The 26,546-nt window shown below is 60.3% G+C and carries 23 protein-coding genes; 13 read left to right on the top strand and 10 right to left on the bottom strand.

Translation table 11 applies throughout. The annotated features are described in order from the left end of the window. The first annotated feature begins 15 nt into the window (after nucleotides 1-15). The 7 genes from ASG68_RS06140 to ASG68_RS06110 all read left to right on the top strand — a co-directional run bounded on the left by ASG68_RS06140 (nucleotide 16) and on the right by ASG68_RS06110 (nucleotide 7,183). Entirely contained in the window at nucleotides 16-582 is a 567-nt protein-coding gene (locus ASG68_RS06140; protein ID WP_062577615.1) for a F0F1 ATP synthase subunit delta, read from the top strand. Further along, entirely contained in the window at nucleotides 582-2,111 is a 1,530-nt protein-coding gene (gene atpA / locus ASG68_RS06135; protein ID WP_062577613.1) for a F0F1 ATP synthase subunit alpha, read from the top strand. Before ASG68_RS06140 ends, atpA begins: the two co-directional genes overlap by 1 nt. Before the next feature lie 26 nt (nucleotides 2,112-2,137). Further along, a complete protein-coding gene (locus ASG68_RS06130; RefSeq protein WP_062577612.1) occupies nucleotides 2,138-3,022 on the top strand; it encodes a F0F1 ATP synthase subunit gamma in 885 nt (294 codons plus the stop codon). 24 nt (nucleotides 3,023-3,046) lie between these two features. After that, the gene (atpD, locus tag ASG68_RS06125) at nucleotides 3,047-4,576 is read left to right on the top strand and encodes a F0F1 ATP synthase subunit beta (RefSeq protein ID WP_082478561.1); all 1,530 of its coding nucleotides are present in this window, start codon (nucleotides 3,047-3,049) and stop codon (nucleotides 4,574-4,576) included. A 134-nt stretch (nucleotides 4,577-4,710) separates the two neighbouring features. Beyond that, nucleotides 4,711-5,118 carry a F0F1 ATP synthase subunit epsilon gene (locus ASG68_RS06120; protein WP_062577751.1) on the top strand — a complete coding sequence of 136 codons (408 nt, stop codon included), beginning with the start codon at nucleotides 4,711-4,713 and terminating at the stop codon, nucleotides 5,116-5,118. Nucleotides 5,119-5,352: 234 nt separating this feature from the next. Next, nucleotides 5,353-6,780, top strand: a complete 1,428-nt coding sequence (locus ASG68_RS06115; protein ID WP_062577749.1) for a mannose-1-phosphate guanylyltransferase/mannose-6-phosphate isomerase — start codon at nucleotides 5,353-5,355, stop codon at nucleotides 6,778-6,780. A gap of 115 nt (nucleotides 6,781-6,895) precedes the next feature. Continuing rightward, nucleotides 6,896-7,183 carry a hypothetical protein gene (locus ASG68_RS06110; protein ID WP_062577610.1) on the top strand — a complete coding sequence of 96 codons (288 nt, stop codon included), beginning with the start codon at nucleotides 6,896-6,898 and terminating at the stop codon, nucleotides 7,181-7,183. 76 nt (nucleotides 7,184-7,259) lie between these two features. Here the strand turns inward: ASG68_RS06110 and ASG68_RS06105 are convergent, their stop codons facing one another. Then, nucleotides 7,260-8,363, bottom strand: coding sequence for a saccharopine dehydrogenase family protein (locus ASG68_RS06105; RefSeq protein WP_062577607.1), 1,104 nt, complete (start codon nucleotides 8,361-8,363; stop codon nucleotides 7,260-7,262). Nucleotides 8,364-8,484: 121 nt separating this feature from the next. Here ASG68_RS06105 and ASG68_RS06100 point away from each other — a divergent pair, with 121 nt between their 5' ends. The 3 genes from ASG68_RS06100 to ASG68_RS06090 all read left to right on the top strand — a co-directional run bounded on the left by ASG68_RS06100 (nucleotide 8,485) and on the right by ASG68_RS06090 (nucleotide 12,577). Continuing rightward, entirely contained in the window at nucleotides 8,485-8,916 is a 432-nt protein-coding gene (locus ASG68_RS06100; protein WP_062577605.1) for an Lrp/AsnC family transcriptional regulator, read from the top strand. Between the two features lie 111 nt (nucleotides 8,917-9,027). Then, nucleotides 9,028-10,536: an ATPase domain-containing protein gene (locus ASG68_RS06095; protein WP_062577747.1), complete on the top strand. Its 1,509-nt coding sequence runs from the start codon at nucleotides 9,028-9,030 to the stop codon at nucleotides 10,534-10,536. Between the two features lie 79 nt (nucleotides 10,537-10,615). After that, nucleotides 10,616-12,577, top strand: coding sequence for a hybrid sensor histidine kinase/response regulator (locus ASG68_RS06090; RefSeq protein WP_162243609.1), 1,962 nt, complete (start codon nucleotides 10,616-10,618; stop codon nucleotides 12,575-12,577). Nucleotides 12,578-12,592: 15 nt separating this feature from the next. Here the strand turns inward: ASG68_RS06090 and ASG68_RS06085 are convergent, their stop codons facing one another. The 9 genes from ASG68_RS06085 to ASG68_RS06045 form a co-directional block, all read right to left on the bottom strand. Next, the gene (locus ASG68_RS06085; RefSeq protein WP_062577745.1) at nucleotides 12,593-13,288 is read right to left on the bottom strand and encodes a pentapeptide repeat-containing protein; all 696 of its coding nucleotides are present in this window, start codon (nucleotides 13,286-13,288) and stop codon (nucleotides 12,593-12,595) included. Nucleotides 13,289-13,488: 200 nt separating this feature from the next. Beyond that, nucleotides 13,489-13,740 carry a formate dehydrogenase subunit delta gene (locus ASG68_RS06080; protein ID WP_062577601.1) on the bottom strand — a complete coding sequence of 84 codons (252 nt, stop codon included), beginning with the start codon at nucleotides 13,738-13,740 and terminating at the stop codon, nucleotides 13,489-13,491. Continuing rightward, entirely contained in the window at nucleotides 13,730-14,557 is an 828-nt protein-coding gene (gene fdhD / locus ASG68_RS06075) for a formate dehydrogenase accessory sulfurtransferase FdhD (RefSeq protein WP_062577599.1), read from the bottom strand. Before fdhD ends, ASG68_RS06080 begins: the two co-directional genes overlap by 11 nt. A gap of 431 nt (nucleotides 14,558-14,988) precedes the next feature. Beyond that, on the bottom strand, nucleotides 14,989-17,868 hold the full coding sequence (fdhF, locus tag ASG68_RS06070; RefSeq protein WP_062577597.1) for a formate dehydrogenase subunit alpha: 2,880 nt from the start codon (nucleotides 17,866-17,868) through the stop codon (nucleotides 14,989-14,991). A gap of 11 nt (nucleotides 17,869-17,879) precedes the next feature. Further along, entirely contained in the window at nucleotides 17,880-18,881 is a 1,002-nt protein-coding gene (locus ASG68_RS06065; RefSeq protein ID WP_062577594.1) for a DUF4145 domain-containing protein, read from the bottom strand. After that, nucleotides 18,878-20,434: a formate dehydrogenase beta subunit gene (locus tag ASG68_RS06060; RefSeq protein ID WP_062577592.1), complete on the bottom strand. Its 1,557-nt coding sequence runs from the start codon at nucleotides 20,432-20,434 to the stop codon at nucleotides 18,878-18,880. Before ASG68_RS06060 ends, ASG68_RS06065 begins: the two co-directional genes overlap by 4 nt. Further along, nucleotides 20,431-20,910, bottom strand: coding sequence for a formate dehydrogenase subunit gamma (locus tag ASG68_RS06055; RefSeq protein WP_062577589.1), 480 nt, complete (start codon nucleotides 20,908-20,910; stop codon nucleotides 20,431-20,433). Before ASG68_RS06055 ends, ASG68_RS06060 begins: the two co-directional genes overlap by 4 nt. A 215-nt stretch (nucleotides 20,911-21,125) precedes the next feature. After that, nucleotides 21,126-22,019 carry a LysR family transcriptional regulator gene (locus ASG68_RS06050; protein ID WP_062577587.1) on the bottom strand — a complete coding sequence of 298 codons (894 nt, stop codon included), beginning with the start codon at nucleotides 22,017-22,019 and terminating at the stop codon, nucleotides 21,126-21,128. A 34-nt stretch (nucleotides 22,020-22,053) separates the two neighbouring features. Next, nucleotides 22,054-22,824: an SDR family NAD(P)-dependent oxidoreductase gene (locus ASG68_RS06045; protein WP_062577586.1), complete on the bottom strand. Its 771-nt coding sequence runs from the start codon at nucleotides 22,822-22,824 to the stop codon at nucleotides 22,054-22,056. 180 nt (nucleotides 22,825-23,004) lie between these two features. On the opposite strand from ASG68_RS06045, the gene ASG68_RS06040 reads away from it, so the two are divergent. The 3 genes from ASG68_RS06040 (at nucleotide 23,005) to ASG68_RS06030 (ending at nucleotide 26,546) form a co-directional block, all read left to right on the top strand. Next, on the top strand, nucleotides 23,005-23,769 hold the full coding sequence (locus ASG68_RS06040; RefSeq protein ID WP_062577584.1) for a DeoR/GlpR family DNA-binding transcription regulator: 765 nt from the start codon (nucleotides 23,005-23,007) through the stop codon (nucleotides 23,767-23,769). A 95-nt stretch (nucleotides 23,770-23,864) separates the two neighbouring features. Then, a complete protein-coding gene (gene glpD / locus ASG68_RS06035; protein ID WP_062577582.1) occupies nucleotides 23,865-25,415 on the top strand; it encodes a glycerol-3-phosphate dehydrogenase in 1,551 nt (516 codons plus the stop codon). Between the two features lie 48 nt (nucleotides 25,416-25,463). Continuing rightward, the gene (locus ASG68_RS06030; RefSeq protein WP_062577580.1) at nucleotides 25,464-26,546 is read left to right on the top strand and encodes an ABC transporter ATP-binding protein; all 1,083 of its coding nucleotides are present in this window, start codon (nucleotides 25,464-25,466) and stop codon (nucleotides 26,544-26,546) included.

Raw genomic sequence — 26,546 nt, 5'->3', positions numbered from 1 at the left:
AAATAAGAGAAGCTTGTGCCCGTGGCAGACACATCCCAGCTTATTTCCGGTGTTGCAGAAAGGTACGCGTCTTCGCTTTTCGATCTCGCGCTTGAAGCGGGGCAGGTGGAGAGCGTCGGGGCGGATTTGGACAAGTTCCAGTCGCTGATCAACGAGAGTGCTGACCTGAAGCGCCTTATCGTCAGCCCGATCTTTTCTGCCGACGACCAGTTCAAGGCCATTTCCGCGCTCATCGCGAAGGCCGGTATCACGGGTCTGGTTGGCAATTTCCTCAAGGTGGTTGCGCGCAATCGCCGCCTGTTCGCAGTGCCGGGCATTGTGAAGTCCTATCGCGAAACTGCCGCCCGTCATCGTGGCGAAGTTTCCGCCGAGGTGACTTCCGCGCATGCCCTTACGGCCGCGCAGCAGACTGAATTGAAGGCGGCGCTGAAGAGCGTCACCGGCAAAGACGTGACGCTTAACGTCACGGTTGAACCCTCTATTCTCGGTGGTCTGATCGTCAAGGTCGGGTCCCGCCAGATTGACACTTCCCTTCGCACAAAGCTTTCGAGCCTTAAGCTTGCACTGAAAGAGGTCGGCTGATGGATATCCGCGCCGCGGAAATTTCCGCAATTCTCAAAGATCAGATCAAAAACTTCGGCCAGGAGGCAGTCGTCTCCGAAGTCGGTCAGGTGCTCTCCGTCGGTGACGGTATTGCCCGCGTCTACGGTCTCGACAACGTCCAGGCGGGCGAAATGGTCGAGTTCCCGGGCGGCATCCGCGGCATGGCGCTGAACCTCGAAGCTGACAACGTCGGTGTCGTTATCTTCGGTGCCGACCGCGAGATCAAGGAAGGCGACACCGTCAAGCGGACCGGCGCCATCGTTGACGTCCCGGTTGGTCCGGAACTGCTCGGCCGCGTCGTCGACGCGCTCGGCAATCCGATCGACGGCAAGGGCCCGATCAATGCCAAGCAGCGCTCGCGCGTTGACGTCAAGGCTCCGGGCATCATCCCGCGCAAGTCCGTTCATGAGCCGATGTCGACCGGCCTCAAGGCCATCGACGCTCTGATCCCGGTTGGCCGCGGCCAGCGCGAGCTGGTCATCGGCGACCGTCAGACCGGCAAGACCGCCATCATCCTGGACACGATCCTCAACCAGAAGGCCATCCACGACAACGGTCCGGAAGCTGAAAAGCTTTACTGCGTCTACGTCGCTATCGGCCAGAAGCGCTCGACCGTTGCCCAGTTCGTCAAGGTGCTCGAAGAGCGCGGCGCGCTGAAGTATTCGATCATCATCGCTGCTACGGCTTCCGATCCGGCTCCGATGCAGTACCTCGCACCGTTTGCCGGCGCTGCCATGGGCGAATACTTCCGTGACAACGGCCAGCACGCCCTGATCGGTTACGACGACCTGTCGAAGCAGGCTGTTGCTTACCGCCAGATGTCCCTGCTGCTGCGTCGTCCTCCGGGCCGCGAAGCTTATCCGGGCGACGTTTTCTATCTGCACTCGCGTCTCCTCGAGCGCGCTGCAAAGCTCTCCGATGAAAAGGGCGCCGGTTCGCTGACCGCTCTGCCGGTCATCGAAACCCAGGGTAACGACGTTTCGGCGTTCATCCCGACCAACGTGATCTCGATCACCGATGGCCAGATCTTCCTTGAAACGGACCTGTTCTACCAGGGTATCCGCCCGGCCGTTAACGTCGGTCTGTCGGTTTCCCGCGTTGGTTCGGCCGCCCAGATCAAGGCGATGAAGCAGGTTGCCGGCTCGATCAAGGGCGAACTCGCCCAGTATCGCGAAATGGCCGCCTTCGCCCAGTTCGGTTCGGACCTTGACGCTGCAACCCAGCGCCTGCTGAACCGCGGTGCCCGCCTGACCGAACTCCTGAAGCAGCCGCAGTTCTCGCCGCTGAAGACGGAAGAGCAGGTCGCGGTTATCTTCTCGGGCGTCAACGGCTATCTCGACAAGATCCCGGTCGCCAAGGTCGGCGCCTTCGAGCAGGGCCTCCTGTCCTACATGCGCTCGGAAGGCAAGGCCATCCTCGACACCATCCGCACGGAAAAGGCTATCAGCGACGACACCAAGGGCAAGCTCAAGGCTGCTCTCGATGCCTTCGCCAAGTCTTTCGCCTGATCGGGTTCCATAAGGACGGATAACGGATGCCTTCACTTAAGGATCTGAAGAACCGGATCGCCTCCGTCAAGGCGACGCAGAAGATCACCAAGGCGATGAAAATGGTCGCCGCGGCGAAGCTTCGGCGTGCTCAGGAGGCGGCCGAAGCGGCTCGCCCGTACTCGCAGCGCATGAGCGCGGTTCTGTCGAACATCGCAGCCGCTGTCGGTTCTGACGACAGCGCGCCGCGTTTGATGACTGGCACTGGCAAGAACCACACGCATCTGCTCGTGGTCTGCACGGCGGAACGCGGCCTTTGCGGTGGCTTCAACAGCCAGATCGCCCGCTTTGCGCGCGACCACGTTCGCAAGCTTCTGGCCGAAGGCAAGACGGTCAAGATCGTCTGCGTTGGCAAGAAGGGCTTCGATATCCTGCGTCGCGAATTCGCGTCGCTGATCATCGATCGTGTCGACCTGCGTGAAGTCAAGAAGATCGGCTTCGAAAACGCCGACCTGATCGGCAAGAAGATCATCGGCCTGTTCGAAAAGGGCGAGTTCGATGTCTGCACTCTGTTCTATTCGGAGTTCAAGTCGGTCATCTCGCAGGTTCCGACAGCACTTCAGCTGATCCCCGCTGCCGCTCCGGCAGAGGCGGTATCGACGGAAGCCGGAGCTACGGCGATCTACGAATACGAGCCAGATGCGGGCGAGATCCTCAGCGATCTCATTCCGCGCAACATTTCGGTGCAGGTTTTCCGGGCTCTGCTCGAAAATGTTGCCGGTGAAATGGGTGCCAAGATGAGCGCGATGGACAACGCCACGCGCAATGCCGGTGAAATGATCAACAAGCTGACGCTCTCCTACAACCGTCAGCGTCAGGCTCAGATCACCAAGGAACTCATTGAAATCATTTCGGGCGCGGAAGCGCTCTAAGGTTACGGAAAGAGGGTAAGGATCATGGCTAAGGCAGCTACCCCCACAGATACAGCAGCGGCAAAGAAGCCGGCTGCTCCGCGCAAGACGGCAACTGCCAAGGCTGCTGCTGCAACCACGTCGGCTGTTCTCTCCGGCGCGACCGGCAAGGTGACCCAGGTCATCGGCGCCGTCGTCGACGTTTCCTTCGCAGAAGGTCAACTGCCGGCAATTCTGAACGCGCTGGAAACCGACAACAACGGTAACCGCCTCGTTCTCGAAGTTGCCCAGCACCTCGGCGAAAATTCGGTTCGCACGATCGCCATGGACTCGACCGAAGGTCTGGTTCGCGGTCAGCCGGTTGCCGACACAGGCGCTCCGATCACCGTTCCGGTTGGTCTCGAAACCCTCGGCCGCATCATGAACGTCATCGGCGAGCCGGTTGACGAAGCAGGTCCGCTGATCACCTCCGGCAAGCGCGCCATCCACCAGGATGCACCGGCTTACGTCGAACAGTCGACCGAAGCACAGATTCTCGTCACCGGCATCAAGGTCGTCGACCTCTTGGCTCCTTACGCCAAGGGCGGCAAGATCGGCCTGTTCGGCGGCGCCGGCGTCGGCAAGACCGTTCTCATCATGGAACTGATCAACAACGTCGCCAAGGCGCACGGTGGTTACTCGGTATTCGCAGGCGTGGGTGAACGTACCCGCGAAGGCAACGACCTTTACCACGAAATGATCGAATCCGGCGTGAACAAGCACGGCGGCGGCGAAGGCTCCAAGGCTGCTCTCGTTTACGGCCAGATGAACGAACCGCCGGGCGCCCGCGCTCGCGTCGCTCTGACCGGTCTGACGATCGCTGAACAGTTCCGTGACGAAGGCCAGGACGTTCTGTTCTTCGTGGACAACATCTTCCGCTTCACCCAGGCAGGTTCCGAAGTGTCGGCTCTTCTTGGCCGTATTCCTTCGGCCGTGGGCTATCAGCCGACGCTCGCAACCGACATGGGCCAGATGCAGGAACGCATCACCACGACGACCAAGGGCTCGATCACCTCGGTTCAGGCCATCTACGTTCCCGCCGACGACTTGACCGACCCGGCTCCGGCCACCTCGTTCGCCCACCTGGACGCAACGACCGTTCTGTCGCGCTCGATCGCTGAAAAGGGTATCTACCCGGCCGTTGACCCGCTCGACTCGACCTCGCGTATGCTCGACCCGATGGTTGTCGGCGAAGAGCACTACGAAGTGTCGCGCCGCGTCCAGACGACCCTGCAGCGTTACAAGTCGCTCCAGGACATCATCGCCATCCTGGGCATGGACGAACTGTCGGAAGAAGACAAGCTGGCCGTTGCCCGCGCCCGCAAGATCGAGCGCTTCCTGTCGCAGCCGTTCTTCGTCGCCGAAGTCTTCACCGGTTCGCCGGGCAAGCTGGTTGCTCTCGAAGACACGATCAAGGGCTTCAAGGGCCTGGTCAATGGCGAGTACGACCACCTGCCGGAAGCCGCCTTCTACATGGTTGGCTCCATCGACGAAGCAATCGAAAAGGCCAAGCGCCTGGCTGCCGAAGCCGCTTGATGAACTTCGACCGGGGTGCGTGCTTCAGCCGCGCCCCGGTTGTCAATCGCTGCGGCTGGAAGGGTTCCGGCCGCTCCGAACGGAATTTTCTGCCGGGATGATGTTTCCGGTAGCTCCAAAAGAAGCGAATGATCATGGCTGATTTCAATTTCGAACTCGTTTCTCCGGAACGCCTGCTGCTTTCCGAGCGCGTCAGCGAAGTCGTCATTCCGGCAACGGAAGGCGAAATGACCGTCATGGCCAATCATGCCCCGACGATGACGACGATCAAGCCGGGTATTGTTACCGTGAAGGCTGCCGACGGCAAGGTCACGCGCTACGTCGTGTTCGGCGGTTTCGCCGATATCCTGCCGACCGGTTGCACGCTGCTGGCCGAATCCGCTGTTCCGGTCAGTGAACTGGACCGCAGCGCAATCGACAAGCGCATCGAGGCGACCAAGGCAGAATTGGCGGAAGGGTCGCATGGCGACGAGTACAAGACGCGCCTAGAGCAGTTCCTTGCTGAACTGACTCAGTTGAACGGCATTGTCGTCGCCGCTTGAACGGAAAGCGACCGCTGCTATTTCAAACCCCGCTTCGGCGGGGTTTTTTTATTGCCTGCGGATAGCGGCGCGATGGCGATTCCAAGTGGCTTTGCGCCGTTAACGCTTTGAATCGATAAAATCTCGCAACTGCGAAATAAATTTACACGACATATTTTTCCGCTATCTTGCGTCTATTGCAGGTTTTTTTGATATTTTTGGGCGAATTTGGCCCGACAAGCATAGAGGATGCGCATGTCTTCCAAGATCGTGCCGGTCATCATGGCCGGCGGCAAGGGTACGCGGCTGTGGCCGTTGTCGCGCTCGGCTTCGCCCAAGCAGTTTCTCCAGTTTCTCGGTGATCACTCGCTGTTCCAGAAGACGCTGGAACGCGTCTCAGATCGTGAATGGTACACGCCGGCCGTCATCGTCACCAATGCCGAATTCCGCTTCATCGTCGCGGAGCAGGCGCGTGCGCTGGATGCGGAGCTGTCGAGCATCCTGCTGGAGCCGATTGCCCGCAATACGGCTCCTGCGCTTGCCGCCGCGGCCTTCGTCGTGCTTCGCGATCATGGCGATGACGCGATCATGCAGGTTCTCGCCTCCGACCATGAGATCGATGCCGGTGAGCACTATTTCGATTGCATCCACATCGCCCGGGAGACCGCCAAGGCCGGTAAATTGGTGACCTTCGGGATCCAGCCGACCGAACCCGCGACAGGCTATGGCTATATCGAGAAAGGAGAGACGCTGGAGACCGGCGCGAATACGGTCGCGCGCTTTGTCGAGAAGCCGAACCGGGAGCGGGCCGAAGAACTCTTGGCGAGCGGAAACTATCTGTGGAATTCCGGCATGTTCATGCTGCCGGTCGGGCAGTTCCTCGCCGAAATCCTGCGCTACGCCCCTGCCGTTTACGATGCGGCGCAACGTGCTATCCAGGCCTCCCAGCGCGATCTTGATTTCGATCGGCTGGACGAGGCTGCCTTCTCGCAGGCACCGAATATTTCGGTCGATTATGCCGTTTTCGAAAACACGCCGCATGCCGCCGTCGTGCCGTCATCCTTTAGCTGGTCGGACCTCGGCAGCTGGGATTCGGTCTGGGCGATCGGCGAGAAGGACGCAGACGGCAATGTCGTCGGGCAGAAGGCGACCGTGTCCAACACGCGCAATTCTCTGGTCCTGTCGCGCGATATCCATCTCGCGGTGCAGGGGCTGGACGATATCGCCGTCATCGCCAGCGAAGACGCCGTTTACGTCGGCCGGCTGGAGGACAGCCAGGATGTCGGCAAGATCGTCAAGCAGCTGGCGCAGTCAGCGAAGACCAAGGGGCTGACGGAAAACCATCCGACCTCCTATCGCCCTTGGGGCGCCGTGGCATCGGTTCTCAGCGGCGAACGGTTCGAGGTCAAGCGCCTGCATGTGACGCCGGGCCGCAAGATCTCGCTGCAGAAGCATCACCATCGTTCAGAACACTGGATCGTCGTGCGCGGCACGGCCGAAATCACCATCGACGGCCAAACGCGGCTGCTGCATGAAAACGAGTCGGTCTATATCCCGCAGGGCGTCGTTCACCGTCTGACCAACCCCGGCAAGATACCGCTGGAACTGATCGAGGTGCAGACGGGTTCGTATCTTGAGGATGACGATATCATCCGGCTGGATGATGAGTTCGGGCGGACGTAATCCAAGGCGACCGCGATCAGAGGCAGATTGAGTATGATGGGTAAGCAGCGCATTTTGTGGATACAGGCTCGCACTCGTCTTTAAGTGAAGTCCGCTCACCGTTTCTGGTCATCTCATGTTGCCGATCACTGGTTATGCGCTTTTGGGAATGGCGATCGTCTTCGGGCTCTTCGTACCGCCATCTGCCTTCTATTTTTTTCTCGCTCCCAGCTTGGCTGCGGCCAGGAAAAAGGCCTTTTCGCAAGATGATCCCGAGGGACGATTACTCGATGAAGCAGTGTACGGATACATGATCAGTCGCTTGGGGCGGCTCCATATTCGTTTGCTTCTGATTATGTGTTTGATTTTCACAATCAGCGGCGTGATCAATATCATCGTTATCGCGTTTGCCGCTAATAGCTGACAAAGCAAAACGCCCGGGATCTTCCGATCCCGGGCGTTGCGGCTTATGGTCTTGTTTTTCTGCGTTTCCCCGCAGGTCAGCTTGCCATTTTGTCCGCGTATGCGCGCTGTTCGTAGTGGTGGCCGAAGCGGCTCTTGAGGAACGCGTCGAGGCTGATTTCTTCCTGCCGGATGAAGCCCTTGGCCGGCAGTTCACCCTTGGCCAGCATGTCGAGAACGGCGCAGATGCTGGTGGCCGTGGTAATCTGGATGGCGCTCATCATGCGGCCGGCGACGACGGCGCTGTAAACCTTGTTGGCGTAGGTTTCCTGCACCAGACGGCCTTCCTTGCGGCCGGAGACGGTCACGAAAATGATAACGACGTCCTGCATGGTCGAGGGCAGCGAGTTCTCGAAGATGTCTTTGAGCACTTCGCGACGATGACGCAGACCCAGGTCGTTCAGCAGCGCCTTCATGATCGCGGCATGGCCGGGATAGCGAATGGTGCGGTAGTTCAGCGTGCGCACTTTGCCCTTGAGGGTTTCGCACAGCGTGCCGAGACCGCCCGACGTGTTGAAGGCCTCGTAGGTGACACCGTCGAGCGAGAATTCCTCGCGCTCTTCCAGAGCCGGGACTTCGATCAACTGGCCTTCGACGATGGCTTCGCAGGGCTCGATATATTCGTTGATAACGCCGTCGGTGCTCCAGGTCAGGTTATAGTTCAGAGCATTGGACGGGTACTGCGGCAGGGCGCCGACGCGCATGCGCACACTGTCGAGCGTGTCGAAACGGCTGGCGAGATCATTGGCGACGATCGAGATGAAGCCCGGTGCGAGGCCGCACTGCGGAATGAAGGCGGTTTGTGCGGTTTCAGCGATTTCCTTGACGCGGCGGGTGGATTCGACATCCTCGGTGAGGTCGAGATAGTGGACGCCGGCCTTCGAGGCGGCTTCGGCAATCGCGATCGTCAGGTGATACGGGGCGGCGCTGAGAACGGCGAACTTGCCTGTCAGGAGCGCGACCATGGCGGCGCTGTCGGAAATGTCGATTTCCGCGACCGAAATCGCGTCGTGCTTCTCGATCAAGGCCAGTTGCTCGGCGCTGCGATCGGCAAGGGTGACCTGATAGTCGCCGGAATGGGCGAGAAGCCGCGCAATGGTGGAGCCGATCTTGCCGGCGCCGATGACGACGATGTTTTTCATGGTGGTTCCCCTCGAATGAATGTCAGAGCCCAATTCTTCACCGTTCCACAGTTGATATGAAGCGCTGATCTGTTAAAAATGCCGTCAAAATATCGGCATAACGCCGATGGAGTTTTGCAGAATGACGTTAGTAGACAAGGACAGGCAGCTTCTCGCCATCCTCAGCGAGAATGCCCGCATGCCGACTGCGCTTCTGGCACGAAAGCTGGGATTGTCGCGCACGACGGTGCAGGCAAAGATCGAGCGGTTGGAGCGGGACGGAGTGATTGCCGGCTACGGCGTGCGGCTATCGGATGACTTTGAGAAGGGTCTGGTCAAGGCGCATGTGCTGATTACCCTCGCAGCCAAGGCGCTCGGGCGGGTGACCCAGGAACTGCACGATATCGAGGATGTCCGCACCCTGCATTCGGTCAGCGGCAGCTTCGATTTGATCGCCATTGTCGCGGCCAGCTCCATCAGCGAGCTTGATCTGGTGATCGACCGGATCGGCGAAATCGACGGGGTGGAGAAGACGCTGTCGTCGATCATCCTGTCGACACGCATCAGCCGCTGATCCGCTCGCCGGAAACGCCGAAAAGACGACTGAATCTTCCTTCGGCGATGAGGCGGAGCTGTTGCCGTTTTTTGCGGCAGCCCTATGTTTTCGTTCAACGAAGGAGCGCGCATGGTAAACGGGAATGAATCCAAAGCAATGACGGGGGTCGCTGGGCTGGACGATGTGCTGTCCGGCGGCTTGTCACGCGGTCACGTTTTCCTGCTGGAAGGATCGCCCGGAACGGGCAAGACCACGATTGCCCTGCAATTCCTGATCGAAGGTGCAAATCTGGGTGAGCGATGTCTCTACATTACCTTGTCCGAGACGGAGGACGAATTACAGGAGAGTGCCGCCTCTCATGGGATGACGGTGGGCGAGTCCATCGAGATTTTCGAGCTTGTGCCGCCGGAAAGTCTGCTCGATGCCGACCAGCAGCAAAGCCTGCTCTACTCATCCGACCTTGAACTCGGCGAAACCACGAAGCTGATCTTCGAAGCCTTCGAGAGATTGAAACCCAGCCGTCTGGTGATCGACAGTCTTTCGGAAATCCGGTTGCTGGCGCAGAGTTCGCTCCGTTATCGGCGCCAGATCCTGGCGCTCAAGCATTTCTTCGCCAAATCCGGCGCGACTGTCGTGCTTCTGGATGATATGACGTCGGACAATCTCGACAAGACGGTTCACAGTGTCGTCCACGGTGTCGTGCATCTTGAGCAGCTTGCGCCCGATTACGGGTCGGAGCGTCGTCGCATGCGGGTCGTCAAATATCGCGGTCAGGCGTTTCGTGGCGGGTATCATGATTTCGTGATCAAGACCGGCGGCGTGGCGGTATTTCCGCGGCTGCGTGCGCTGGAGCACCGCACCGATTTTGCGCGCAGTACGTTAGGAACCGGCATTGCCGAGTTCGATGGCTTGCTGGGCGGGGGCGTTGAGCGAGGATCAAGCACACTGCTGATCGGACCGGCCGGTACCGGCAAGAGCCTGTTTGCCTTGCAGTTCGTTGTTGCCGCAGCAAAACGAGGGGAAAGATCGGCGATCTTCATCTTCGACGAGGAACTCGGGCTGCTCTATGATCGGATGAAGCCGCTGGGTATCGATCTTGAGCGCATGCGGGATGAGGGAGCAATCCATATCGAGCAACTCGACGCGGCCGAATTGTCGCCTGGAGAGTTCGCACAGCGTGTCCGGGATCGGGTATCGACATTCGATGCCAAGACCGTGATCATCGACAGCATCAATGGCTATCAGGCATCCATGCCGGAAGAAAATGCGCTGATCCTGCACATGCATGAACTGCTGCAATATCTCAACCGCCAGGGTGCCAACACATTTCTCACCGTCGCCCAGCATGGCCTTGTCGGAGATATGAAGTCGCCGGTGGACGTCACTTATCTTGCCGATATCGTTATCCTGTTGCGGTACTTCGAGGCGCTCGGCAAGGTACGCCGCGCGATCTCCGTCATCAAGAAGAGAACCGGCAGGCACGAAGACACGATTCGCGAGTTCCATATCGGCGATGCCGGGCTGACGCTCGGACCGCCGCTGTCGGGCTTTCAGGGCATTCTTCGCGGCGTGCCGACGCTGGTGAACGAGGGGCAGGCCTTGCTCAATTTCTCGGACGGGGACGGCAAAGATTCCTAACAGAGACGCCATAGCGCTGATCCATGCACCTGTGGGACGGGACGCGCAGATTGCGGCTTCGTTGCTGGCGGAGGTCGGCATGCGTTCGCAGCTTGCCGATGATCTCGACAACTTCGTTGCCGGCCTGGAAGAAAACATCGCCTTTGCTGTCGTCACCGAGGAAGCCTTGCGCTCGGCCGATCTTCGCGCGCTTTCGGCCTGGATCGCCACCCAGCCCAGCTGGTCGGATATGCCGTTCATCATCCTGACGCAGCGTGGTGGTGGCCCGGAGCGCAACCCTGCTGCCGCGCGCCTGTCGGAAGTGCTTGGAAATGCTAGCTTCCTGGAGCGGCCCTTTCACGCGACAACCTTTGTCAGCGTCGCCAAGACCGCGCTTCGCGGACGGCGGCGCCAGTATGAAGCCCGGCTGCGTATCGAGGCGCTGGATGAGGGCGAACGGCGGCTACAGACGGCGCTGGAGGCAGGGCGGCTGGGCGCGTGGGAACTCGATCTGGCAACCTATGCGCTGACGACATCCGTCACCTGCCGCAGCATCTTTGGGCGAGGCCCGGAAGATGATCTGACCTACGATCACCTGCTTTCCCTGATTCATCCTGACGATTTGGAGCGGATGCAGGCGGCGGTGATGAATACGATCGAGACCGGCGCCGATTATTCGATCGAATATCGCCTCATCTGGGAGGATGGATCGGTTCATTGGGCGGAAATCCGGGCGCAGCTCTACCGGGATCGCAAGAACCGTGCGGTCAAGCTGGTCGGTGTCTCCGCCGATATCACTGCCCGCATGCGGGCCGAGGAGCATCAGCGGCAGCAGAACGAAATTCTCGAAGTTCGGGTCGCCGCCCGCACCGCCGAGTTGGAAGCGGCGCATGCGACCGTGATGGCGGAGGTTGCCCAACGTGAACGCGCCGAGGAGCAGTTGCGGCAGGCGCAGAAGATGGAGGCGATCGGCCAGCTGACCGGTGGGGTCGCCCACGATTTCAACAACCTGCTGATGGCGGTGCTGGGTAATCTCGAACTGTTGCGTAAACGGCTGGACGGCGACGCCAAATCCGTGCGGCTGATCGAGGGCGCGCTACAGGGTGCAAAACGCGGGGCATCGCTGACGCAGCGGCTTCTGGCCTTCGCGCGTCGGCAGGACTTGCATATGGGCTCCGTTGATATGGCCAAACTGGTCGTCGATATGGAGGACCTTCTCAAGCGCTCGGTCGGTCCCGAAATCATGGTCGAGACAATGATCCCCGCGACGCTTCCGCCCGTGGTTGCCGATTCCAACCAGATTGAACTTGCACTGCTCAATCTGGCGGTCAATGCCCGCGATGCGATGCCCAACGGCGGCGCGCTGCGGATCGAACTGAAGGAAGCGATGCAGACGACACCCGACGACGACCTCGCAAAGGGACGTTATGTGGTCCTTTCGGTCATCGACCGGGGACACGGGATGGATGCCGAAACCCTGCAGAAGGCGATCGAGCCGTTCTTTTCGACGAAGGAACTGGGCAAGGGCACCGGTCTCGGGCTTTCGATGATCCACGGGCTCGCCTTGCAGCTCAAGGGCGCGCTCAAGCTGACGAGCACTGTCGGAGCCGGTACAACGGCCGCGCTCTGGGTGCCGGTTGCGACGGAGGATTTTGTGGTCGAGCAAGTGGTGGAACCCGAACCTTTGAATGGCCATGATGCCGGGCCGAAGAGGATCCTGCTGGTCGATGACGATGTGCTGATCGCCATGAGTTCGGCCGACATGCTGATGGATCTCGGTCACGAGGTGGTGGAAGCGCATTCCGGCAAGGAAGCGCTGGAACTGCTGAACAACGGTCAGGTGTTCGACCTGATGATCACCGATTATTCCATGCCGGGCATGACGGGTGCGGAACTGGTGAAGGCGGCGCGTGCCCTGAAGCCGGATTTCCCGATTCTGCTCGCCACCGGATATGCTGACCTGCCGCCGGGCGCGGATATCGAGGTGCCACGGCTGGGCAAGCCCTATTCGCAGGATAGCCTTGCGGCCGAGATCGCCAAGCTGACAGTCGGGCGCCCTTAGGGCTGCCTCTCGCGGCTACCGAACCTTCAAGCCCAGTTCGGCAAGCAACTGGCCGGCCTGATCGCGCGAGATGGTGGCGCCCTTGAACTGCTTGGCGTTCAGCAGGCGGATGCCGCCGAGGTCGGCGCCGCGAAGGTCGGCACCCTCGAACCGGCATTCGTCCAGATTGGCGTCGCGCAGGCTGCAATCCTGAAAGATCGCGTCGCGAAAATCGGATTTCCTCAAGTCCGACAGCTGAAAATCGAGGCCATTCAAACGTGCCTTTCGGAAAGACAGGCCCGGCAGGCGGGCATCAGCGAGCCGGGTTTCCTCGAAGGTCAGGTTGAGCGTCTTTGCTTCCGAGAGATTGGCGCCGGTCAGCTTGCTGCGCTTGATTTGGGCGACAGTGAGCGTGGCGCCCCGGAGGTTTGCATTGTTGAAGTCGCAACCCGTGATCCGGCTTTCGGAGAGATCGGCGCCGGTGAAGTCGGCGAGGCCACCCTTGCAGTTCGACCAGAGCGTCTCGCTCAGCTTCGCGCCGGTCAAGATGGCCTGCTTGACATTGCAACCCTCGAACACCCAGCCATCCAGTGCCAGGCTCGAGAGGTCTGCCTCCTCGAGGGTGCAATCGATCAGCTTGTGCGGCGTCCCGACTTTGACGAGGGCCTCGACCGCAGCACGATCCAGCGTGCGGCCCTCTATTGTGTGGGCTGATGTTATTTCGGATGCCATGTCGATTTCCTTGATTGCCAGCGAGGAAACACGGCACTTGACCACGTCCACCGCTGATCGTTGCCGATCAAACTGGACCGTGGAAGCCAGAAGGCCATAAGCTGCTGAAAGCAGGGGCCGGATTACCAACCGGCCCATCTTTTCCGGTGTAGTTGCTTAACCCGGACGGCGCCTGGGTTCAACCGCGTTGACGACGAAGGTCAGTGTGCGGTGGTGTGCGGGGTCGGTGCAGGGCGCTTGATGATGGCGGCGGCGGAGATGACGATCGGGTCAAACCCGGCATCGCCCTGCTCGATCAGCTCGAAGAACGCCTTGCGCATGCGCGGCTCCCAGAACTTGTTGATATGGGTCGCGACGCCTTGGACGCGCTCGGCTTCCGGCTGCGACTTGAAGAAAGTGGCGATCTGGTTGGCCATCCGCACGAGTTTGCCATTGGTGTTATCAAGCGACATTGGCGACAGCTCCGGATTGAATGCGATCGGGGTGAGTGAAAATCTCGAAATCGGCGCCGCGCACCAGCGCGACGAGGGTCATGCCGGCCTCGTCCGCGGTGCGAATGGCGAGCGCTGTCGGCGCCGAAATGGCAATGATGAACGGGCTGCCGATGATGGCGGTCTTCTGCACCATCTCGACGGAGACACGGCTCGTCACGACGACGGCGCCGGTGGCACCGGGATGGCCGGCACGGGCGGCGGCCCCCACGAGCTTGTCCAGTGCATTGTGGCGGCCGACATCCTCGCGCACGACGATCAGGCCCTTGCCCGGCCCGTAGAAGCCGGCGCCATGTACGGCACGCGTCTCGAAATGCAGCGGCTGCTGGCCGTTCAATAATGCGACTGCCTCGATGATCTGCTGTTCGGTGAGGCGCAGCGGTGAGGCGGAGACGGATGGCGTCCTGCGCACGGCCTGCTCGATCGATTCGATACCGCAGAGACCGCAGCCGACCGGACCGGCCATATGGCGGCGGCGGGAGACCAATGCGTCATTCTCTTCGTCCCGCAACATGATCTGCAGGTCGATGCCCTTTTCATCGGGCACCGCTTCAATGGATTCGATCTGCGACGGGTTGGTGATGATCCCTTCGGTCAGGCTGAAGCCAACGGCGAAATCCTCGAAATCGCCTGGTGTCGCCATCATCACCGCATGGGTGGAGCCGCCATAGGACAGGGCCACCGGGGTTTCCTCGGGAACGACACGGGAACCTGGGGTGAGTTTGCCGTTGCGGTGAGCGGTCTCGGCGACGGTTTGTGTCAGCTTGAAGGAGGTCATGCCGCACACTCCCTCTTCTCCCCATCGGGGAGAAGGTGGCGCGAAGCGCCGGATGAGGGGGGCGAAGCCACCTTATCCGTGTCAGCGAATGAAATCGCTATCCTCAGCGCACGTGAAACTGGCCTGCGGCCCCCCTCATCCGCCCGGAGCCTGTCCTCGGGCTTGCCGAAGGCAAGATCCGTGGGGGCACCTTCTCCCCGCGGGGGAGAAGAGGGGGAAAGGCGGAACGGCTGGGTTAAGCCCCTCCCCCTTGTGGGGAGGGGTTGGGGAGGGGACTTTCTTTTAGTCAAAAAAGAACCCCTCCCCTCCGCTTCGCTCCGACCCTCCCCACAAGGGGGAGGGTTAACCCGCGTCTGCCGCAAGCTCCCGGCAAAAGGGAAAAACCGTACTCGTCGGAGCGAGCCTGAAGTCAGAACCATCACTTACAAATCCTACTCCGCGGCCTCCAGCTTGCCGGCGATGCGGCGGGACTGGCGGGCTTGTTCGTCGTAGTCCACCTGCCATTGCGACGGGCCGTTCGAGGGCGAGATCTGGACCGCTGTCACCTTATACTCGGGGCAGTTGGTTGCCCAGTCGGAGAAGTCGGTGGTGATGACGTTCGCCTGTGTCGTCGGGTGATGGAAGGTGGTGTAGACGACGCCGGGGGCGACGCGTTCGGTGATCAGCGCACGCAGGGTCGTGTCGCCGGCGCGGCTCTGCAGCTTTACCCAGTCGCCATCGCGCACGCCGCGTACCTCTGCATCGTGCGGATGGATTTCCAGCCGGTCTTCCTCATGCCAGACAACATTGTCCGTGCGCCGTGTCTGGGCGCCGACATTGTACTGGGAGAGAATGCGGCCGGTGGTTAGCAGCAGCGGGAAGCGCGGTCCGGTCTTCTCGTCGGTCGCGACATATTCAGTGCGGATGAATTTGCCCTTGCCGCGGACGAAGCCGTCGATATGCATTATCGGGGAGCCGAGTGGCGCCTTTTCGTTGCAGGGCCACTGAACCGAGCCCATCTTTTCCAGGTAATCGTAGGAGACCAGCGCGAAGCTCGGGGTCGTGGCGGCGATCTCGTCCATGATCTCGGACGGATGCGTGTAGTTCCACTTCAGGCCCATCGCCTTGGCGAGGTTCTGCGTCACTTCCCAGTCGGCATAGCCGTTGCGGGGTGTCATCACCTTGCGGACGCGGTTGATGCGGCGTTCGGCATTGGTGAAGGTGCCATCCTTTTCGAGGAAGGTCGAGCCCGGCAGAAAGACATGGGCGTAGTTGGCGGTTTCGTTGAGGAACAGGTCCTGCACAACGACGCATTCCATTGCGGCGAGGCCCGCTGAGACATGCTTGGTATCCGGATCGGACTGCAGAATGTCCTCGCCCTGGATGTAGATGCCCTTGAACGAGCCATCGACGGCGGCGTCCAGCATGTTGGGAATGCGCAGGCCCGGCTCGTTGGAGATGGTGACGCCCCAGAGCTTTTCGAAGATATCGCGGGTCGCGTCGTCCGAGACGTGGCGATAGCCGGGAAGCTCGTGCGGGAAGGAGCCCATGTCGCAGGAGCCCTGCACGTTGTTCTGGCCACGCAGCGGGTTCACGCCTACGCCGGGACGGCCGATATTGCCGGTGGCCATGGCGAGATTGGCGATGCCGATGACGGTCGTCGACCCCTGGCTGTGCTCCGTGACGCCGAGGCCGTAATAGATGGCGCCGTTGCCGCCGGTGGCGAACAGGCGGGCGGCACCGCGGATTTCTTCGGCCGGAACGCCCGACAGCTTTTCGACGGCTTCCGGGCTGTGATGCGGTTCGGCGACGAAGGCGGCCCAGTCCTCGAATTCCGACCAGTCGCAGCGTTCGCGGATGAACTTTTCGTCGAACAGGCCTTCGGTGACGATGACATGGGCGAGCGAGGTGACCACGGCGACATTGGTGCCGGGAAGCAGCGGCAGGTGATGCGCTGCCTTGATATGCGGCGACGAGACCATGTCGGTGCGGCGCGGGTCGATGACGATCAGCTTGGCACCCTGGCGCAGGCGCTTTTTCAGGCGAGACGCGAAGACCGGATGGCCATCGGTCGGGTTGGCGCCGATGACGATGACGACGTCGGTAAACTCTACCGAATCGAAATTCTGCGTGCCAGCGGAGGTGCCGAAGGTAGCGCCGAGCCCGTAGCCGGTCGGCGAATGGCAGACGCGGGCGCAGGTGTCGACATTGTTGTTGCCGAAGCCCGAGCGGATCAGCTTCTGCACCAGATAGGTCTCTTCATTGGTGCAGCGCGAGGAGGTGATGCCGCCGACGGATTCGCGCCCGTACTGATACTGGATGCGGCGGAACTCGGATGCTGTGTAAGCCAGCGCCTCTTCCCAGCTGACTTCGCGCCAGGGATCGCTGACTTTCTCGCGGATCATCGGGTTGAGGATGCGTTCCTTGTGGGTCGAATAGCCATAGGCGAAGCGGCCCTTGACGCAGGAATGGCCGCGATTGGCCTGGCCGTCTTTCCACGGCACCATGCGCACCAGTTCCTCGCCGCGCATTTCCGCCTTGAACGAACAGCCGACGCCGCAATAGGCGCAGGTGGTGACGGCGGAATGTTCCGGCTGGCCGATCTCGATCACCGACTTTTCCGTCAGTGTCGCGGTGGGACAGGCCTGCACGCAGGCGCCGCAGGACACGCATTCAGACGACAAGAAATCCTCGTGCATGCCAGGCGATACGCGGCTGCCAAAGCCTCGGCCTTCGATCGTCAGTGCGAAGGTGCCCTGCACTTCCTCGCAGGCCCGCACGCAGCGCGAACAGACGATGCATTTCGAGGGGTCATAGGTGAAGTAAGGGTTGGATTCGTCTTTCGGCATCCACTTGGCGTTGATGTCGCCATTGTTGCGCGCCTTGACGTGGTTATCGCCGTCATAGCCATAACGCACATCGCGCAGGCCGACAGCGCCGGCCATGTCCTGCAGTTCGCAGTCGCCATTGGCGGCGCAGGTCAGACAGTCGAGCGGGTGGTCGGAGATATAAAGCTCCATCACGCCCTTGCGAATATCCTTCAGGCGCGAGGTCTGCGTGTGAACGCTGATGCCGGGGGCGACCGGTGTGGTGCAGGATGCGGGCGTGCCGTTGCGTCCTTCGATTTCCACGAGACAGAGGCGGCAGGAGCCGAAGGCATCAACCATGTCGGTGGCGCAGAGCTTCGGCACCTGGATGCCGGCTTCCATCGAGGCGCGCATGATCGAGGTGCCTTCGGGCACGGTGATCTCGCGACCGTCGATGGTCAGCGTCACCATTTTCTCGGAACGGGAGGCGGGGGTGCCGTAGTCGATTTCGTGGATGAGGGACATGGTTAGACCTCTTATTCCCCAGCCGAAGCAAAGTTGGGGCGTGTGTTACGGGGCGTGCCTTCGATTAGCGTCTGCACCAAGCTCATGGCGCGCACGATTTGAAGCTCAAAGACCATGGAGTCTTTGCTTTTCAAACGGCCACTCTCTTTCACATCCGAATGCACAACTGCATTTGAAAGCTCCCGAAAGCTTTGAAGCGCAATTTTGTTTGCTTGTGGCGGGAGGTCGACAGCCAGTTCGATACGAGTCTTTAGCTTCGTATGATCGTCACCTGCTTTATAGTGATCTCTCAATACCTGTTCGATCACACTTCGCATCAATACTATCGAAGCGAGAAATTGACCAAATATGAAACACTCGTGGACCTCTTGAAGGAGGCGGAGGAGAGAAAATTTCTCGGTTGTCCCATATTTTGAATCAATATGCCGCGGGATCATCACAAATGGAACAAGCAGCCGTCTTCGCAATGTAGCGCGAAGACTCAAGCCGGTATGGCCCCGCAACTGGTTCCAAGCGAAAACGGCGTCCTCAATACTTTCCGGAAAGCCATCTGGGAATCCGCGATGTTCTTGAGTGGCCTCGTCACGAGCGAAGTTTAGCGCGGTTTCAATACTTTGCGCCTTCTCAAGAGCGCTGTCGTCGGCAATCTCCCAATGTCGTTGGGCGCGGGATAGCGCTGCGGGAACCGACAGTGCATCATTCTGATCTGACGGACTCAATATGCCTAGGTCTAGATCGGCCAAAAAAACCTCAGCGACAACGTGTTCAAATCGGGCTTCAAAATCTCGGAACTGTTTTATGAACTTCGGCTCTGTTGGACTTGCAAAAATCTGCCGGTCAGAGCGCTCAGCGTTCCTAAGCACCGAAGCGGAGAAATGTAGATCGATACATAGTTCGCGAATGCTCTCATCGTTCTTGGCAATTCGAGCGAGATCGGTTGGCTCTAAATCCAAGTTCTTCAACTTGGAGAACAAAGTCGCGAATTTGATGACTTCGGCCGAGTCCGTCGTCATTCCGCAGCCTCCACCATCGGAGCCGGCGAGAAATCGTTGGGGAAATGGTTCATCGCGCTCATCACCGGATAGGGTGTGAAGCCGCCCAGCGCGCAGAGCGAGCCGAATTTCATCGTGTTGCAGAGGTCGGCGAGCAGCGCCTTGTTCTTCTCCAGCTCGATCCCCTGGGCAATCTTGTCGGCGGTCTCGACGCCGCGGGTGGAGCCGATGCGGCAGGGGGTGCACTTGCCGCAGCTTTCGATGGCGCAGAATTCCATCGCGAAGCGTGCCTGCTTCAGCATGTCCACCGTGTCGTCGAAGACTGTGATACCGGCATGACCGATCAGCCCATCCTTGGCCGCGAAAGCCTCGTAATCGAACGGCGTGTCGAACAGCGAGACCGGGAAATAGGCGCCGAGCGGGCCGCCGACCTGCACGGCCTTGACCGGCCGTCCGCTGGCCGTGCCGCCTCCGATCTCGTTGACGATCTGGCCGAGGGTGAGGCCGAAGGCGATCTCGTAAAGGCCGCCATGTTTGACATTGCCGGCGATCTGGATCGGGATCGTGCCGCGCGAACGGCCCATGCCGAAATCCTTGTAGAAAGCCGCGCCCCGGTCGAGAATGACAGGGATGGAGGCGAGCGACATCACATTGTTGACGACCGTCGGCCGCCCCAGGAAACCTTGCAGGGCGGGGAGTGGCGGCTTGGCGCGCACGATGCCGCGCTTGCCTTCCAGGCTGTTCAAGAGCGAGGTTTCCTCGCCGCAGACGTAAGCTCCGGCACCGCTGCGCACTTCCATGTCGAAGGCGTAGGCTGACCCGAGCACCGAAGGCCCGAGGATCTTTTCGGCGCGGGCGAGGCGGATCGCTTCGTCCATGATCGCTATCGCATGCGGGTATTCCGAACGGATATAGACATAGCCCTTGGTCGCGCCGGTCGCGATGCCGGCGATCGCCATGCCCTCGATCAGCACGAAGGGATCGCCTTCCATGATCATCCGGTCGGCAAAAGTCGCACTGTCGCCTTCGTCGGCGTTGCAGACGATATATTTCTGCGGCCCGGCCGCATCCATCACCGTCTTCCACTTGATGCCGGTCGGGAAGCCCGCGCCGCCGCGCCCGCGCAGGCCGCTGTCGGTGACTTCCTTGACGATATCGGCAGGCGTCATAGCGATCGCCTTTTCCAGCCCGGTCAGGCCGCGATATTGGCGATAGTCTTCGATCGACAGCGGATCGGTCACTCCGCAGCGGGAGAAGGTGAGGCGAGTCTGGCTTGCATAATAGGGGATATCCTGGGTCGGCCCATGACAGAGCGGATGGGCGCTGCCATTGAGGAAACCGGCATCGAAGAGCGAGACGACGTCCGATGGTTTCACCGGGCCGTAGGCGATGCGGCCGTGATCCGTGCGCACCTCCACAAGCGGTTCCAGCCACAGCATGCCGCGCGAACCATTGCGCACCACACGCGCATCGATGCCACGGGCAGCGATTTCCTTTTCGATGGCCTTGGCCACCCTGTCGGCACCGACAGCGAGTGCTGCCGCATCGCGGGGGACGAAAATGGTGACGGTCATGCGCGCACCTCCGCAACGAGGTCTTTTACCGCATCCGCATCGAGCCTTCCGTGCACCTCACCGTCCAGCATGGCGGCGGGTGCGGTGGAACAGAGCCCCAGACAGTAGACAGGTTCGAGTGTCACGGCGCCATCCAGTGTCGTCTGGTGGAAATCGATACCGAGCAGGGCCTTGACCCGCTCCGCCAGCGCATCGCCGCCCATCGACTGACAGGCCTCGGCGCGACAGAGCTTCAGCACATGCCGGCCGGTCGGGTGATCGCGGTAATCGTGATAGAACGAGACGACGCCGTGAACCTCGGCGCGAGACAGGTTGAGTTCGCGGGCAATGATCGGCAGGGCTTCCTGCGGCACATAACCGAACTCGGCCTGGATTTCGTGCAGAATCGGCAGAAGCGGGCCTTCGAGCGCTTTCAACTCGCCGATGATGGACAGCGTCCGCTCACCGATATCCCGGCTTGATACATGCAGGTTCAACGTTCAGACCTCCCGAACTGAAATGAACAATATGGCGCGCTATGCTCAGTTCCACCGTCCGATATCACCCGCCCCCTCCAGAGCTTCGGATAGTCTCGTCTCATCCCGTACAGGACAAAGACGGCGTTTTTGCATTTCACGCATTAACGAACAGCGTGTCAGCACTCAGATATCGGGTCAATACGCGTATTTCGTTGAGTGATAGGAATTTTCTATCAATAGGGGGGAATCTCGCCGAGTGTGCGGGCTTCGTGCAGAAGTGCGGAGACGAGGGGCGTGAACGGTTCCCGGTGCGTGGCGACCAGACCGACCGTGTGGCGGGCGTCCGGCTCGACGATCGGAATGAGGCGGATGTCCTCGTAAAAGCCAAACGATTTCCCGACGTTATAGGGCATGATGCTGGCCCAGTGTCCAGTGCGCACATGGGAAAACAGCACGATCATCGAATTTGATTCGAGTTTTGGCGAGACGCTGACACCAGCCTCGGCGAAATGCTGGTTGATGATGCGCCGGTTCTGCATATCGGCGGTCAATAGACAAAGCCGAATGCCGGCGATTTCCTTCCAAGTCACGGTTTCGCGATCCGACAGCGGGCTGCCGGCGGCGGTGACGAGATGATAACGCTCTACCTGCAGCGGTACACTGGTGACGCGACCAAGCGGCTCGTTCTCGAGATAGGTGAGGCCTGCGTCGATCTCCAGATTTTCCAGAAGGCCGAGGATTTTCAGGGATGTGGTGGAGAGCACGGAAAAGGTGACGTCGGGATGCTTTTCCTGGAACGGGCCGGTGATGCGGGGTACCATGGCGAGTGTCGTCGGCACGGCGGCCAGCCGGATATGGCCGACCAGACCGCGTCGTGCGGCCCGCATCTCCTCATGCATGGTGCGGGAATCGCTGACGATGCGGCGCGCCCATTCCAGCACGCGCTGGCCCTCCGGCGTCAGGCTCTGGTAACGCGAGCCGCGATTGACCAGCATGACGCCGAGTTGCTCTTCAAGCTGCTTGATGGCAGCCGAAAGGGTCGGCTGGGTGATGCCGCAAAGGTCGGCGGCGCGCCCGAAATGCCGTTCCTGGGCGAGCGCGATGAAGAATTCCAGCTTGTCGATCATGCGCTACCTCTCCCAAACGCGGTGTTGTCTGCGCTCAGCAGATCAGCTGTCCGCCGTTCACTTCCAGCACCTGGCCGGTGATGTAGCCGGAGAGCGCATGCGAGGCGAGGAACAAATAGGCAGGCGCGCAATCTTCCGCCGTTCCCAACCGCTGTAGCGGGATCGTCTTGCGGGTGGCCTCCAGCTTTTCGGCGGAGGAATAACGATCGTGGAAATCGGTGGTGATGGTACCCGGCGACACGCAATTGACGCGGATGCCGTCCGGCGCCAGTTCGCGTGCGAGTGCCTTGGAATAGGTGGAGACGAAGGCCTTTGTTGCCGAGTAGATCGATGAGCCGGCGCTGCCGCCGGTCAGGGCCGAAATGGACACGGTGTTGACGATCGCCGGATGCGTGCCACGCCTGATCAACGGCAAGAGTGCCCGGGTGGTCTGGACCACAGCCGTCTGGTTGAGTTGGACGACACTTTCATATTGGGCGTCCGTCAGGTCCCCTGCGAGGAAGCGTCCCACCATGGTGCCGGCATTGTTGATCAGGACGTCGATCGTCTGAAGCCGCTTGCCGATGCTTTCCGCGAGCAGATCGACGCCACCGGCCGTGGAGAAATCGGCATAGGAGAGATAGGCCCGGCCATCGACCAATGCGGAATCGAGAAAGTCCGGAAGTGGCTCGCGCGCGATGCGCCCGCCATGCAGATAGACGATGGCGCCACAATCGAGAAACTGGCGCGCGACCTCAAGGCCGATACCGCGTCCGGCACCCGTGACGACTACGTTCAGATCCTTGAACAAAGATGGATGAAACATCGGAAATCCTCCCAAGCGACCGACAGGCTGTCGCATCGCGACCAGAATTGCAAACGCGGCGATTGACCTTTCATTTTCCCGCAGGTTCCTTTTCGAAGGGCATGACGCGTTTATGAAATTGCACTGCTTTCGTTTTTGCATATTATGAAGAAAAACGAAAACGGTGGGGAGTGAGCATTCATGTATCTGACGGGTCGACAGTCCGAAATCCTGGAACTGGCCAAGACGGAAGGCCGTGTTCTCGTCGATGAACTTGCCCTGCGTTTTTCGGTCACGCCGCAGACGATCCGCAAGGATCTCAACGATTTGTGCGACGGGCGGGTGCTGACGCGCATTCATGGCGGCGCCATCTTCCCGCGCGGAAACGAAAATGTGAAATACGAAGCGCGCCGGTCGATTGCGGCGCCGGAGAAGCAGGCCATCGGCCAGGCCGCGGCCGCGATGATCCCGAACAATTCGTCGCTGTTCATCAATATCGGCACGACGACGGAAGCCGTCGGCGAAGCGCTGCTCGATCACAAAGAGCTGATGGTGATCACCAATAATATCAATGTTGCCAATCGCTTGCGGGTTTTCCCCTCGATTGAGGTCGTCATAGCCGGCGGTGTCGTGCGTGGTGCGGATGGGGGCATTGTCGGCGAGGCCGCCGTCGATTTCATTCGTCAGTTCAAGGTGGACTACGCTGTCATCGGCGCGTCAGCGATCGACCATGATGGAGCGCTGCTGGATTTCGATTATCGCGAAGTGAAAGTAGCGCAGGCGATCATCGCCAATGCCCGCCATGTCATCCTGGTGTCCGACTCGACCAAGTTCGAACGAACCGCACCGGTGCGGATCGGCCATATAACGCAGGTCCACACCTTCATTACCGATACCTGTCCGGTCGAAAATGTGCGTTCGATCTGTCAGGAACAGGACGTTCGCCTGATTGAAACCTCAGCCTGAAGGGTGAATTCAGGCACTGCTGATTTTCTAAAAACATTCGTTTGACATTCGCTAGATATTCGCTTTAATTATTTTTGCTTTCGCAAATGCGCAAAATGGTGCAATGCGAAAAGCGGGGAGGGAAAGCAGTGCCTGCGCAGGATGTACTCGACATTTTCGTGATCGGTGGCGGCATCAATGGCTGCGGGATCGCAAGGGATGCGGTCGGCCGCGGCTATTCGGTCGCGCTTGCGGAAATGGACGATTTCGCCTCCGGCACCTCCTCGCGCGCCACCAAGCTGATCCATGGCGGGCTTCGCTATCTCGAGCATTATGAGTTCCGTCTCGTGCGGGAATCGCTGATGGAGCGCGAAGTGCTCTGGGCGATGGCGCCGCATATCATCTGGCCGATGCGTTTCGTGCTGCCGTTCCACAAGGGCGGTATCCGCCCCGCGTGGCTGATCCGTCTCGGTCTCTTTCTCTATGACCATATCGGCGGCCGAAAGCTGCTGCCGGCGACGCGCACGCTCGACATGCGCCGCGATCCCGCGGCCAAGCCTTTGAAGGCGCTGTTTACCAAGGCTTTCGAATATTCAGACGGCTGGGTCGATGATGCCCGCCTCGTTGTTCTCAATGCGAAGGATGCAGCCCTCAAGGGCGCTCATATCATGACCCGCAGCCGCGTGACCTCGGCGACACGCGAAGGCTCCGTCTGGGTGATCAAGGTCGAGGATACGGCGACCGGGGTCGTGAGCACCTTCAAGTCGCGCATGCTGGTCAATGCCGCCGGCCCCTGGGTCGATGTCGTGCTGTCGAATGCCGTGCGCAAGAACAATGTCCACAATGTCCGTCTGGTTCAGGGAAGCCATATCGTCGTGAAGAAGAAGTTCGACGATGCACGCGCCTATTTCTTCCAGAACCCGGACAATCGCATCATCTTTGCGATCCCCTACGAGACCGACTTCACGCTGATCGGCACGACCGACAATGATTTCACCGGCGACCCCAAGGAGATCCGGATCACCGAAGGCGAGATCAACTATCTCTGCAATGCGGCGAGCGAATACTTTTCCGAACCGGTCAAGCCGTCGGATGTCGTCTGGACCTATTCCGGCGTGCGGCCGCTGTTCGACGACGGTGCCTCGAAGGCGCAGGAGGCGACGCGGGATTATGTCCTGAAGATCGACGGCAATGCCGGCGAGGCGCCGTTGCTCAACGTGTTCGGCGGCAAGCTGACGACCTATCGCCGGCTGGGCGAGCATGCACTGGAAAAGATCGCCGATGCGATCGGCTCCAAGGGGCGTCCTTGGACGGCCGGAAGCGTGTTGCCGGGCGGCGATTTTGCGCCGACGGCCTATGAATCCGAAGTCGCCAAGCTTTCAAGCCGCTATCCGTTTCTGGCTGCGCGCCATGCGCGTCGATTGGTAAGGCTCTATGGTACGTTGGCGACAAGCCTGCTCGGCAATGCCGGCAAGGCGGAAGATCTCGGACGCCTGTTCGGCGCCGATCTTTATGAAATCGAAGTGCAGTGGCTGGTCGCCCAGGAATGGGCAAGGCGCGCAGAGGACGTGCTTTGGCGCCGGACCAAGCTCGGATTGACATTGACCCAGGCGGAAGCCGCCGGGTTGGAGGAATACTTGCGGGAGACTGTCCGCAACGTTGCCTGAGGGCAGCGCCTCGATGGCGCTGCCGATGGCTGGGAGGAAGCCTGAGAAATGCTTGAACTGAAAGATATAACCAAGGTCGTGGGGGCGGATACGCATATCCATCCGACGAACCTTGTGCTGGAGCGGGGCTCGCTCAACGTTTTGCTTGGCCCGACGCTGTCCGGCAAGACGTCGCTGATGCGGCTGATGGCCGGTCTCGACAAGCCGACGACAGGTACGATCTCCTTCGATGGCAAGGATGTGACCGGTGTGCGGGTGCAGGATCGCTCCGTCGCGATGGTCTACCAGCAGTTCATCAACTATCCGGCGATGACGGTCTACGAGAACATCGCGTCGCCGATGCGCATTTCCGGCAAGGACGAAGCGACCATAGATCGCGAGGTGCGCAAGGCGGCCGAACTGATGAAGCTGACGCCCTATCTGGAGCGTACACCGCTCAACTTGTCCGGCGGCCAGCAACAGCGCACGGCGCTTGCCCGCGCCATCGTCAAGAATGCCAGCCTCGTCCTGCTCGACGAGCCGTTGGCGAACCTCGACTACAAGCTGCGTGAGGAATTGCGCGAGGAATTGCCGAAGCTGTTTGCCGCATCCGGTTCGATCTTCGTCTATGCGACCACGGAACCGCAGGAAGCGCTGTTGCTTGGCGGCAATACGGCGACCCTGAACGAGGGTCGCATCAGCCAGTTCGGCCCGACTATCGGGGTCTATCGCAAGCCCACCGATATCATTACCGCCAAGACCTTCGCCGATCCGCCGCTGAACACGATCGAGTTGACCAAGGCCGGAAATGTTTTCGAGCGCCAGGGCATCACCGTCCTGCCGGTGCCGGAGCATCTGGCAGGTATTGCCGACGGTCCCTACACCGTTGCTTTCCATCCGCATCACCTGTCCCTGACGCGTCCGCATGCGACCGCGGCGCCGCTCAAGGCGAAGATCATCATTTCGGAAATCGCCGGCTCCGAGAGCTTCATCCATGTCGATTGCGCCGGATCGCGCTGGGTCATGCTGGAGCACGGCATTCACGACATCGAGCCGGATACGGCGATCGAGCTTTTCGTCGACACGCGACACCTGATGGCCTTCGGTGCCGACGGTCGCGCAATCGGCGGCTCAGCCGGTCGGGGAGCGTGA

This window comes from Rhizobium sp. Leaf453 (genome assembly GCF_001425605.1).
Lineage (GTDB): Bacteria > Pseudomonadota > Alphaproteobacteria > Rhizobiales > Rhizobiaceae > Pararhizobium.
This window is presented reverse-complemented; position numbering and strand designations above follow the sequence as displayed.

Coding starts and splice junctions, on each gene's coding strand:
- atpA (WP_062577613.1), top strand. CDS start 582: ATGGATATCCGCGCCGCGGAAATTTCCGCAATTCTCAAAGATCAGATC.
- ASG68_RS06130 (WP_062577612.1), top strand. CDS start 2,138: ATGCCTTCACTTAAGGATCTGAAGAACCGGATCGCCTCCGTCAAGGCG.
- atpD (WP_082478561.1), top strand. CDS start 3,047: ATGGCTAAGGCAGCTACCCCCACAGATACAGCAGCGGCAAAGAAGCCG.
- ASG68_RS06120 (WP_062577751.1), top strand. CDS start 4,711: ATGGCTGATTTCAATTTCGAACTCGTTTCTCCGGAACGCCTGCTGCTT.
- ASG68_RS06115 (WP_062577749.1), top strand. CDS start 5,353: ATGTCTTCCAAGATCGTGCCGGTCATCATGGCCGGCGGCAAGGGTACG.
- ASG68_RS06110 (WP_062577610.1), top strand. CDS start 6,896: ATGTTGCCGATCACTGGTTATGCGCTTTTGGGAATGGCGATCGTCTTC.
- ASG68_RS06105 (WP_062577607.1), bottom strand. CDS start 8,363: ATGAAAAACATCGTCGTCATCGGCGCCGGCAAGATCGGCTCCACCATT.
- ASG68_RS06100 (WP_062577605.1), top strand. CDS start 8,485: ATGACGTTAGTAGACAAGGACAGGCAGCTTCTCGCCATCCTCAGCGAG.
- ASG68_RS06095 (WP_062577747.1), top strand. CDS start 9,028: ATGGTAAACGGGAATGAATCCAAAGCAATGACGGGGGTCGCTGGGCTG.
- ASG68_RS06090 (WP_162243609.1), top strand. CDS start 10,616: ATGCGTTCGCAGCTTGCCGATGATCTCGACAACTTCGTTGCCGGCCTG.
- ASG68_RS06085 (WP_062577745.1), bottom strand. CDS start 13,288: ATGGCATCCGAAATAACATCAGCCCACACAATAGAGGGCCGCACGCTG.
- ASG68_RS06080 (WP_062577601.1), bottom strand. CDS start 13,740: ATGTCGCTTGATAACACCAATGGCAAACTCGTGCGGATGGCCAACCAG.
- fdhD (WP_062577599.1), bottom strand. CDS start 14,557: ATGACCTCCTTCAAGCTGACACAAACCGTCGCCGAGACCGCTCACCGC.
- fdhF (WP_062577597.1), bottom strand. CDS start 17,868: ATGTCCCTCATCCACGAAATCGACTACGGCACCCCCGCCTCCCGTTCC.
- ASG68_RS06065 (WP_062577594.1), bottom strand. CDS start 18,881: ATGACGACGGACTCGGCCGAAGTCATCAAATTCGCGACTTTGTTCTCC.
- ASG68_RS06060 (WP_062577592.1), bottom strand. CDS start 20,434: ATGACCGTCACCATTTTCGTCCCCCGCGATGCGGCAGCACTCGCTGTC.
- ASG68_RS06050 (WP_062577587.1), bottom strand. CDS start 22,019: ATGATCGACAAGCTGGAATTCTTCATCGCGCTCGCCCAGGAACGGCAT.
- ASG68_RS06045 (WP_062577586.1), bottom strand. CDS start 22,824: ATGTTTCATCCATCTTTGTTCAAGGATCTGAACGTAGTCGTCACGGGT.
- ASG68_RS06040 (WP_062577584.1), top strand. CDS start 23,005: ATGTATCTGACGGGTCGACAGTCCGAAATCCTGGAACTGGCCAAGACG.
- glpD (WP_062577582.1), top strand. CDS start 23,865: ATGGTGCAATGCGAAAAGCGGGGAGGGAAAGCAGTGCCTGCGCAGGAT.
- ASG68_RS06030 (WP_062577580.1), top strand. CDS start 25,464: ATGCTTGAACTGAAAGATATAACCAAGGTCGTGGGGGCGGATACGCAT.